The organism is Pseudomonas sp. Sample_24 (genome assembly GCF_004307605.1).
GTDB lineage: Bacteria > Pseudomonadota > Gammaproteobacteria > Pseudomonadales > Pseudomonadaceae > Aquipseudomonas.
Genome location: NZ_RCNW01000303.1, coordinates 1 through 8,396, shown reverse-complemented (window position 1 = coordinate 8,396; position 8,396 = coordinate 1). Strand labels below are relative to the sequence as shown.

Genomic DNA, 8,396 nt, shown 5'->3' with positions numbered 1-8,396 from the left:
TGAGCACGGACAAAATGGTCATCGTCAGCGCTGGCCCGACCGTGCCGCAAAAGCCGCTGCCGGCCCCTACTGATAAACCTGCCGAGCAACCGCTCGGGGTTCCGGAGCATTAATGGCTACTTCCCGTCCCAAAAAACCCGTCCACAACGTGCACAACGGCGTGAACCAGCTGCGCATCATCGGCGGCGAATGGCGCAGCCGTAAACTGAGCTTCCCCGATGCGCCGGGTCTGCGTCCGACGCCGGACCGGGTGCGTGAAACCCTGTTCAACTGGCTCGCACCTTACGTTCCAGGCGCCAAAGTGCTGGACCCGTTCACCGGCAGCGGCGCGCTGTTCCTCGAAGCCCTGTCCCGTGGCGCGGCCATGGGTCAGGCGCTGGACGCCAGCAGCCTCGCGGTGTCGAGCCTCAAGGAACATCTGGGCACATTGCGCTGCACCACCGGCCAGGTTCAGACCGCTGACGCCCTGCGCTACCTGGAAACCCAGACCGCCACGCCCTACGACCTGGTGTTCCTCGACCCGCCGTTCAACCAGAACCTGTTGCCCGCCGTTTGCGCCCTGCTCGAAGAGCGCCAATGGCTGGCCGACGATGCCTGGATATACACCGAAAGCGAGTCAGCGCCGTCAACCCTGGGCCTGCCGCAGAACTGGCGCCTGCACCGGGAGCAGAAATCCGGGCGAGTGTATTACTCGTTGTGGCAGCGCGGCGCCTGACGTTGCGATTGTGAGGAGCACTACATAGTTACCGCCTGACGTCCTTACGGATCATCCACAGTGGTTTGCGCATAACCCTGCAAACCACTGAGGATGAACACGGATGAACATCTCCTGCTGCATTTTTGTACTGCCATTTATCGCCTGGCTGCCGCTCATGGCCAGCGCTGCCACACCCCCTGCGACGCAAGACTTCGTGCTGGATAACGGCCTCAAGGTCGTCGTGCGCGAGGACCATCGCTCCCCAATCGTCACCGCTCAGCTGTGGATCAAGGCCGGTTCAAGCTACGAGCCGCCCGGCCAGTCGGGCCTGTCCCATGCCCTCGAACACATGGTCTACAAAGGCAGCAGCAAGGCCTGCGCTGGAGAATTCGAGGCGATACTGGAAAGTCTGGGCGCCAGCCAAAACGCCTATACAGGCCCTGATTTCACGGTTTTTTACCAGACACTCGCTTCCGGCCGCGTCGGCGTCGCGTTCGAAATTCTCGCCGATCTGATGAGTACGGCCGAGCTGGATCCGCAGGACTTCACACCGGAGCTCAAGGTCATTCAGGAAGAGCGGCGGATGTACGTCGATGATGAAATCACCGTGCTGGCTCAAGAAAGACTGAACAGCATCGCCCACCCCGCCAGCGGCTATCGCACCCCGACAATTGGCTGGATGCATGACCTGCAACGAATGAGTACCGCGCAATTGCAGCAGTGGTACAAGGCCTGGTATTCGCCGGGCAATGCGACCCTGGTGGTCGTTGGCGATGTCCAGCCCGAGCAGATCAAGGCCCTTGCACGGCAGTATTTCGGCCACCTTGAGCGAGGCATGACACCGGCGGCCCCTGCCCCTGTCGAACTCACTTCTGCCGGCGAACGATCGCTGACCCTGCATGCACCCGTGGCGTCCCCGCGCTTGATCATGAGTTTCAACGCGCCAAGCCTGGCCACGGCTCTGGATCGTCGGACCGCCCATGCCCTGCGCCTGCTCGATATGTTACTGGCCGGTTCCAATAGCGCACGCATCAAACAGCGACTGCAACTGAGCGAGTCAATATTCACCGAGGTCCTCTCGGAATACGACGCCTTCAATCGCGGCGACTCGTTACTGACGATCAGCATGCAGCTCAATGCGGACAAGCTCAATGATGCTGACGCAGCCCTCACCCGTGTGTGGCAGGTGATCGAATCACTCAAAAGCAAGGCACCGGAACCGGCAGAACTGGAACGCGCGAAAAACCTGCTGATCGCCAACCTGGTTTATGCGCAGGACGACCTGCAGAGACAAGCCCACAACCTGGGTCTTTTGCAGACCATTGGCCTGGACTGGCGGCTTGCCGATCTGGATACGCAAGAGCTGAACAAGGTCACACCGCTGGATATTCAACAGGTGGCACAGACTTATCTGACGCGTGAGCGCCTGAGTACCGCGAAAATCCTGCCGGAGAAGAACAATGGATAAGTTCAAAGGCTTGATCAATGGATTGATACTGGCAAGCATGCTGCTCAGCGTTCAGGCCAATGCCGCTGCAATCACGGCGCCCCCAAAACCGGTGCTGCAATCGCTCAGCGAAGCACAAGCGCCTGCGTTCCAACGCACGCTATCGATCAAGGGTTACAAGACTTTCAGCGGCACCAAGATCCTGTTCATCCGTACCCCTGGCTTGCCGATGTTCGACACCCTCGTAAGCTTTGCCGCCGGCAGCGCCCACACAGCACATCAACCGGGCCTGGCAGCGTTGACCTTCAGTCTGTTGAATGAAGGTGTGGCGGGCAAGGACGTCAATGCCATACAGGCGACCTTCGATAACCTGGGCGCAAAGATGGATATGGGGATCAGCCAGGATCGGACGTGGTTTTCCCTGCGTAGCTTGAGTGACGAATCACGACGCACACCAGCCCTGGATTTGTTTGCCCAAATCCTCGGCAAGCCGATGCTGCCGGAGGCCTCCATGGCCGCAGTCAAATCACAATTGCAGTACGTTCTGGATCGCGAAGACCAGTCCCACGCCATTCAAGCCCGCCACGCGAACCTCGGCCAGCTGTTTCCCGACCACGGTTATGCTCAGTCGTTCTTCGGAACCCGGGCCAGCCTTGCCTCCATCACTCGCACCCAGGTGGAGGACTTTCATCGCGAGGCCTATGCCGTGGGCAATGCCCAAATCACACTGGTTGGCGACCTCACCGAAGAGGAAGCCCAGCACATTGGTGCGCAGATAGCCGCAGCCTTGCCCAAGGGGCCGGCCATTGCTGCGATTCGACCCGCGACCAGCCCGACCGCTTCAGGTCTGCTGCGCGTTGAGCGGACATCGACTCAGGCTTACTTGCGCCTGGCCCAGCCAAGTGTCCTGCGAAGCAATCCGGATTACGTCGCGCTGCAGACAGCCATGCTGGTTTTCAGCAAACGACTGACCAATGAACTGCGAGAACGCCGAGGCTTGACCTATCACGTTGAGGCCGAACTCTCAGCCCTTCAGGCACAAGGGCTTCTCTCCATCGAAATACAGACCAGACCCGAGCAGGCCGATGCGGTGCTGGCCCACATCGAGACAATGTTCAGCGACTTTCTCAACCACGGGCCGACCCAACGGGAACTTGAAGACAGCCAACAGCAACTGATTGGTAGCGCGCCGTTGAACAGCGCAACCAATGCGCAGATCTTGAGACAGTTGTACGCCATCAGCACACAAAATCTGCCGCTGGACCTGGATTTTGACGCGCAAGCGGCTTCGAAGCTGAACCTCACATCAATCAAGAGTGCACTCAACCGGCATTACCACTCTGGACAATGGCAGGCGGTCATCCTGGGGCCAAAGGCCGATCAACAACCGCTGCCCGAGCCGAGCGAAAGCGCAACCAATGCCATGTGTCGCGTGCCTGGTGAGATTGTGGCAAGTTAGACTGCCAGGGTGACGCGGTCGCGGCGCTGTCCCGCCGCGTCTTCCGGCAGACTCATGAACACATCCACCGAGAATGACTGTGCAACCGCACCCCGCACTGGCCTCACCGCCCTCCTTCACCCCCGCCTTCGGCATCGGCAACCCGCACCTGCAAACCTTGTGGGGGCCGCTGTGGCGTAAAACCGTGCACATCGACCGCGACCGCGAACGCCTGTGGCTCGAAGACGGTGATTTTCTCGATCTCGACTGGTACGGCCCGCACAGCGCCGAAGCGCCGTTGGTGCTGGTACTGCACGGGCTGACCGGTTCATCGAATTCGCCCTACGTGGCCGGCATGCAAAAAGCCTTGGCTGATCGGGGCTGGGCCAGCGTCGCGCTGAACTGGCGCGGCTGCTCGGGCGAACCCAATCTATTGCCGCGCAGCTACCATTCCGGCGCCAGCGAAGATCTGGCCGAAACCATCAAACATCTGCGGGCCAAGCGGCCACTCGCGCCGCTCTATGCGGTCGGTTATTCCCTGGGTGGCAATGTCCTGCTCAAGCACCTGGGTGAAACCGGCAGTGACAGCGGCGTACTTGGCGCGGTGGCCGTGTCAGTGCCGTTCCGACTGGACCAGTGCGCCGACCGGATCGGCCAGGGTTTTTCCAAGGTCTACCAGGCGCACTTCATGCGCGAAATGCTGGCCTACATCAAGAACAAGCAGCGCCAGTTCCAGCATGACGGCCGGGAAGACGGCCTGGCGGCACTGGCCGCGCTCGGTTCATTGGAAAACATGCGCACGTTCTGGGATTTCGACGGCCGGGTGACCGCGCCACTGAACGGTTTCGTGGATGCCGAGGATTACTACCGCCGCGCATCGAGTCGCTACTTTCTCGGGGAGATTCGCACACCGACCCTGATCATTCAGGCGGCCGACGATCCCTTCGTCTTCCCCCACAGCCTGCCGCAAGCCGATGAGTTATCGGCCTGCACGCAATTCGAACTGCAGGCCAAGGGCGGACACGTCGGGTTCGTCGACGGCTCGGTCAGGCAACCGGGTTACTACCTGGAACGACGCATCCCCCAGTGGCTGGCCAACGCAGGCCGGGCGTAGGCATACGAAGGGGGCTGCGAGCGTATCGATGCTTTGTTCTTCACTCGCCTACTGCGATGCCCCGCGCAGGATCATTGATCCACTCGCTCCAAGAACCGGCGTACAACGCACCCAGCGGATACCCCGCCAGGCACAATGCGAACAGGTTATGGCAAGCCGTCACACCGGAACCGCAGTACGCCACCAGATCGTTCGGCGAACGGTCGGCAAGTTTTGCGGCGAAGCGCTGCTTGAGCTGATCAGCCGGCAGAAACCGCCCATCCGCGCCGAGGTTGTCGGTAAACGCCGCACATTGTGCACCGGGAATGTGCCCGGCGACCGGATCGATCGGTTCCATTTCACCCTTGAAGCGCGGCAGTGCGCGGGCATCGAGCAAGGTCAATTGCGGTTGCGCGAGACGCTTTTGCAATTGTTCGGCACTGAGCAGCAACGAAGCATCCGGGGCGCCACTGAACGTGCCGCGAGTGATCGAGGACGCATCCAGACTCAGCGGCAAACCCGCCGCGTGCCAAGCCTTTAGCCCGCCATCGAGGATGAACACGCCGTCACGCTTGCCCAGCCAGGCCAGCAACCACCAGGCGCGAGCCGCGAAGGCGCCCGGGCCGTCGTCGTACAAAACCACTTCACTGTCATTGTTGATGCCCCAGGCTTGCAGGCGCTCGATCAGTTCGACCGGCTCTGGCAGCGGATGACGCCCGGTCACGCCCTTGACCACTTTCCCGCTGAGGTCACGCTCGAGATCAGCAAAGCTCGACCCGTTGATGTGGCCCTCGGCATAGCTGCGCTGCCCGTAATCCGGGTCTTCAAGGGCAAAGCGACAATCCAGAATCACCAACCCCGGCTGGTCCTTTTTCAAGTCCAGCGCTTGTGGGCTGATCAGTTGCGCGATGGGCATAGCGGGCTCCTGTGATTAAACGCAATTCAATCCTGCTGCACGCGCTGGCTCAAACCTCTTCCAGCGCCTGAGCCAACGGCACGTAAAACTCTTCAAACAAGGCGTTGACCGCTTCGCGCGCCTCATCCGTGACGAATCCGGCTTCCAGTACCAGTACCTGATACACGCCGCGCTTGATCGCCTGCTCGCTCAGATGACTGGAATTTTCCCGCGTGGTGCACAGAAAGCGCACCCAGGAAGTGAGGATGATCCAGGCATTGAGGGTCAGGGACTCGATCTGCACACGATCCATCTTCAAGATGCCAGCGGCAACGAAACCTTCGTAGATCGCCATGCCCTGAATCACGCAGCGCTGGGAAAAGCGCCGGTAACGGGCGGCCAGTTCCGGATCGCTGTCGAGCAAATGCTCGAGGTCGCGATGCAAAAACCGATAACCCCACATCGCCGAGAGCAACTCCTTGAGATAGAAGCGCTTGTCTTCTACCGTCGCGGCGCGGCCCTGTGGCGGGCGCAGAAAGCTGTCCACCAGGGTTTCGTACTCGCTGAACAGCACGGCGATGATCGCCTGCTTGTTCGGGAAGTGGTAGTACAGGTTGCCCGGGGAAATCTCCATGTGGGCAGCAATGTGGTTGGTGCTGATGCTGCGCTCGCCCTGTTGATTGAACAGCTCCAGGCTGTTCTGCACGATGCGCTCGCTGGTTTTGATCCGTGGGGCCATGGCTTGAGCTTTAATTCAGAGTGCGTTGATGGGCATCTTACGACCTATCCGCAAGCGGATGGAACATCACTGCGCGACGAAGGCATTTGACTTTTTAGAGCATAGACTCTAAAAAGTGCCTCATTAGAATAAATCCGGAGCTGACCATGACTGCTGAAATTTCCTACCTGCAAAACCTACAGCAGCCTCTGGACGAGCTTCAGGCACTGTTCGAAGCACAACGTGCGGCGTATGCCGCCAACCCGATGCCCCCTGCCGCCCAGCGCCAACAGTGGCTCAAGGCATTGCGCGACTTGCTGAACAGCGAGCGTCAGGCCTTGATTGACGCGATCAGTCAGGACTTCAGCCATCGCAGCGCCGATGAGACCCTGCTCGCTGAATTGATGCCCAGCCTGCACGGCATCCATTACGCCAGCCAGCACCTCAAAGGCTGGATGCGTGCGTCGCGGCGCAAGGTCGGCGTTGCCTTTCAACCAGCCTCGGCCAAAGTGGTTTATCAGCCGCTGGGCGTGGTCGGGGTGATCGTGCCGTGGAATTACCCGTTGTACCTGGCGATCGGCCCGATGGTGGGTGCGCTGTCGGCGGGTAACCGGGTGATGCTCAAGCTCAGCGAATCCACCCCGGCCACCGGTTTGCTGATGAAGCAGTTGTTGGCGCGGATCTTCCCCGAAGACCTGGTCTGCGTCGTGCTGGGCGAGGCCGATATCGGCGTGGCATTTTCCCGCCTGCGTTTCGATCACCTGTTGTTCACTGGCGCCACCAGCATCGGTAAGCACGTGATGCGCGCGGCGGCGGAGAACCTGACACCGGTGACGCTGGAACTGGGTGGCAAGTCTCCGGCCATTGTGTCCCACGATGTGCCGCTCAAGGACGCCGCCGAACGCATCGCGTTCGGCAAGACCCTCAATGCCGGACAGACCTGCGTGGCTCCGGACTACGTGCTGGTGCCGGAGGATCGTGTCGGTGGCTTCGTTGAAGCCTATCGCTCGGCTGTGCGCGGGTTTTATCCGACGCTGACTGACAACCCGGACTACACGGCAATCATCAATGATCGACAACTGGCTCGGCTCAATGGCTACGTCAGCGATGCCACCAGCAAGGGTGCGTTGCTGATTCCTCTGTTCGAGCAAAGCCAGGGCCGTCGCATGGGCCATAGCCTGTTGCTCAACGTCAGCGATGACATGACCGTGATGCAGGACGAAATCTTCGGCCCGCTGCTGCCGATCGTCCCGTATCGGGATCTCGATCAGGCGTTTGCCTACATCAACCAACGCCCTCGCCCGCTGGCGCTGTATTACTTCGGCTACGACAAGCGCGAGCAAAACCGCGTGCTGCACGAGACCCACTCCGGTGGCGTGTGCCTCAACGACACGCTGCTGCATGTGGCTCAGGATGACATGCCTTTCGGCGGCATCGGTGCTTCGGGCATGGGTCACTACCACGGGCACGAAGGCTTCCTCACCTTCAGCAAGGCCAAGGGTGTGCTGATCAAACAGCGCTTCAACGCGGCGAAACTGATCTATCCGCCGTACGGTAAATCCATTCAGAAACTGATCCAGAAGCTGTTTATTCGCTAACGATCGTCACCCTCGGGTAATAACAATAATGAACCCAAGCCTGTCCGATACACCCGCGCTGTCACGGCGCGGCCTGCTCAAGTTCAGCCTCGGCGCCAGCGCCTTTCTCGCCACCGCCGGATTGGGTGCCAGCCTCACGGGTTGCTCTTCGGGTGCACCGCAAAGTGGTTTCGCGGCGTTGCGCAGCGGCGATCTGCTGTTTTTGCGGGCCTTGCTTCCGGTAATGCTCGACGGTGCGGTGACCGCCGAACGCATGCCGGCTGCGGTCGATGGCACTTTGAAAAGTCTGGACTACAACCTCGATCACTTGTCGCCGCAAATGCTCAAGCTGACCCGGCAACTGTTCGATGTGCTGGGCATGGCTGTCACACGCGGTCCGTTGACCGGGATCTGGGGCAGCTGGGAAAACGCCAGTGCCGACGATATCCGGCACTTCCTCGATCGCTGGGAAAACAGCTCGCTGAACTTGCTGCGCATGGGACACAGCTCTTTGCTGCAACTGGTGATGAT

Annotated in this window: 9 protein-coding genes; 7 read left to right on the top strand and 2 right to left on the bottom strand. The window is 60.3% G+C overall.

All coding sequences use genetic code 11. The features are described 5' to 3' along the window. The 5 genes from D8V06_RS30880 to D8V06_RS16345 form a co-directional block, all read left to right on the top strand. On the top strand, positions 1-113 hold a 113-nt coding region (locus D8V06_RS30880; protein WP_241667833.1), incomplete at its 5' end, for a hypothetical protein. Continuing rightward, positions 113-715 carry a 16S rRNA (guanine(966)-N(2))-methyltransferase RsmD gene (rsmD, locus tag D8V06_RS16360; protein ID WP_056853996.1) on the top strand — a complete coding sequence of 201 codons (603 nt, stop codon included), beginning with the start codon at positions 113-115 and terminating at the stop codon, positions 713-715. The genes D8V06_RS30880 and rsmD, both read left to right, overlap by 1 nt. Before the next feature lie 103 nt (positions 716-818). Beyond that, entirely contained in the window at positions 819-2,165 is a 1,347-nt protein-coding gene (locus D8V06_RS16355) for a pitrilysin family protein (protein ID WP_130931318.1), read from the top strand. Beyond that, the gene (locus tag D8V06_RS16350; RefSeq protein ID WP_130931317.1) at positions 2,158-3,603 is read left to right on the top strand and encodes a pitrilysin family protein; all 1,446 of its coding nucleotides are present in this window, start codon (positions 2,158-2,160) and stop codon (positions 3,601-3,603) included. Before D8V06_RS16355 ends, D8V06_RS16350 begins: the two co-directional genes overlap by 8 nt. Positions 3,604-3,676: 73 nt before the next feature. Beyond that, complete coding sequence (locus tag D8V06_RS16345) at positions 3,677-4,696, top strand: hydrolase (RefSeq protein WP_130931316.1); 1,020 nt, start codon at positions 3,677-3,679, stop codon at positions 4,694-4,696. Positions 4,697-4,736: 40 nt separating this feature from the next. Here D8V06_RS16345 and D8V06_RS16340 read toward each other — a convergent pair whose 3' ends face one another. Together D8V06_RS16340 and D8V06_RS16335 are read right to left on the bottom strand one after the other, a co-directional pair. Then, the gene (locus tag D8V06_RS16340) at positions 4,737-5,591 is read right to left on the bottom strand and encodes a sulfurtransferase (protein WP_056854000.1); all 855 of its coding nucleotides are present in this window, start codon (positions 5,589-5,591) and stop codon (positions 4,737-4,739) included. Positions 5,592-5,640: 49 nt separating this feature from the next. Beyond that, on the bottom strand, positions 5,641-6,309 hold the full coding sequence (locus D8V06_RS16335) for a TetR/AcrR family transcriptional regulator (RefSeq protein ID WP_056854001.1): 669 nt from the start codon (positions 6,307-6,309) through the stop codon (positions 5,641-5,643). Positions 6,310-6,455: 146 nt separating this feature from the next. Between D8V06_RS16335 and D8V06_RS16330 the strand changes: the two genes are divergently transcribed. Both D8V06_RS16330 and D8V06_RS16325 read left to right on the top strand, forming a co-directional pair. After that, complete coding sequence (locus D8V06_RS16330) at positions 6,456-7,886, top strand: coniferyl aldehyde dehydrogenase (protein WP_130907658.1); 1,431 nt, start codon at positions 6,456-6,458, stop codon at positions 7,884-7,886. Positions 7,887-7,914: 28 nt separating this feature from the next. Continuing rightward, the coding region (locus D8V06_RS16325; protein ID WP_130931315.1) for a twin-arginine translocation pathway signal protein at positions 7,915-8,396 on the top strand (482 nt) is incomplete at its 3' end.